1 protein-coding gene is annotated in these 1773 nt (G+C 60.7%); it reads right to left on the bottom strand.

Annotated features, from left to right (window positions below; all coding sequences use genetic code 11):
* Nucleotides 1-174 precede the first annotated feature (174 nt).
* Nucleotides 175-1566 carry a TldD/PmbA family protein gene (locus NW837_RS15560; RefSeq protein ID WP_414332584.1) on the bottom strand — a complete coding sequence of 464 codons (1392 nt, stop codon included), beginning with the start codon at nt 1564-1566 and terminating at the stop codon, nt 175-177.
* Nucleotides 1567-1773: the final 207 nt, after the last annotated feature.

Raw genomic sequence — 1773 nt, 5'->3', positions numbered from 1 at the left:
AATCCGTACTGAACATATTATACATTATTTTCAGTATAGTTGAGCTTATTATTGACTAGAGTCATGCTCCTGGCCAGCAGCTTTCGGTAGTCCTGGAGCTGGCCTGCCAGTCCCCTTTACAGAGCGAGCTGTAGGCTTCACCTCTGGGCTAGCTGTGGAGCGCCAAGGGAATAACTACACAGGTTGTTGCCCACCTACAATGGCCCGACAGCGAATGTAGGGGCCGCCCGCATCCACCTTGGCCGGTTGACCCTTGCCACAATGGCCGGATCCCAAGTCCCACAGGAAGTCCCGCGAGACGGCATCCACCGATTGCAGCACCTCAAAAGCATTGCCGGTGATGGTGACACCGCGCAGCAACTCCGCCAGCTTGCCATCGCGAATGCGGTAGGCCCGCTCCACGCCAAACATAAACTCGCCGGTGGAGTCCGCCTGCCCGTTCCTGGCCCCATCCAGGAAGTAGCCATCGGGAGTGCTGGCGATGATTTCCTCTAGCGTTTGGGATCCGGGTTCAATGAAGGTGTTGCGCATGCGGATCAAAGGCTCATCGGCGTATTCCCAGGCGCGGGCATTGCCGGTGGGCTCCACCCCAAAGTGGGCGGCAGTTTCGCGGTTGTGGAGATAGCTGACCAGAATGCCGTTTTGGATGATGGTGGTGCTTTGGGTAGGAACGCCCTCGTCGTCCACAGGAAGGGTTCCCCCTGCCCCTGGCATAAACTCCGAATGGCCGGAGTCTTTGAGAGTAACCAAGTCGCTGGCCACCCGCTGCCCCAGCTTGCCGGCAGCCACAGAACCCGCCAGGACAAAATCCGCCTCGACCGTGTGGCCAATGGCCTCGTGCACCAACAGCCCCACGATGGAAGGCGACAGAATAACCGTGGCCCATCCCCCTTCTGCGTAGCCTGCGGACAATAAATCAACCGCGGTAGCAGCCGCCTTTTCCGCCATCTGCAAGGGATGCGAGCGGAACAGGCAATCCCATCCCCCTGTTACCCCAATGGCCTCGGAGCCACTGCTGAGCTGGCCGGCAGCTTCGGCCACCGCCTGAACTCGCAGCTCGGGGCGCACCAGACGAAAGGCCACATCCGCCCCATCGGTGGTGACGATGGCTTTTTCCTCGTAAATCTCGTTGTAGGTGCAACTGGCGGAGCTAATTTGGCGAGAGGCCTGCCGGGCCTGCGCCTCGGTTTCCAGAGCCAACTGGATCTTCGCCTCCAGCGGCTTATTCAGCACCTCCTCCACACCGGGCTCGCAGAACTCCCCTTGGGCCAGCCGCACACTGGGCAGGGATCCCAGCTTTTGTTTGCGGTAGTCGGCGCTGGCTTGGGCGGCACGGCGAGCTTCAGCGATGGCCTCCCGAACGGCAGCCGGCGAGGGATCCCCGGTGGCAGCAAAGCCCCAAGTGCCGGCCTCCAACACCCGCACCCCCACTCCGGAACGGCGACGAACCGCGGTGCGCTCAAGGCGGCCCTTCTCGGCAGTGATGCTGCGGAACACCTTGCTGTGGTAGCGCAGTTCCACAAAGCCAGAGCAGTCCCGAAGGATGTCGCGCAGAAGGTCTCGCATAGCAACAGGGAGATGGGTGTAGTCCTCAGTCCAGCATAGCCCGATCCTGGAAAGTCGATGAGCTGCCACGCCGAGTAAACTACCCGGCACCCGCGCTATGCGCAGGGTGCGGGCTTTATCCCAATCCCTAGCTGACCCAGAGGACAGCTAAGTTTCGGAATTTCAGGCGAGTTTACAGTCGCCCCAAGGAGAGAGATCACCTGAGCA

Origin of the sequence: Synechococcus sp. R6-10 (assembly GCF_047461815.1) — a bacterium.
Lineage (GTDB): Bacteria > Cyanobacteriota > Cyanobacteriia > Thermostichales > Thermostichaceae > Thermostichus.
This window is presented reverse-complemented; position numbering and strand designations above follow the sequence as displayed.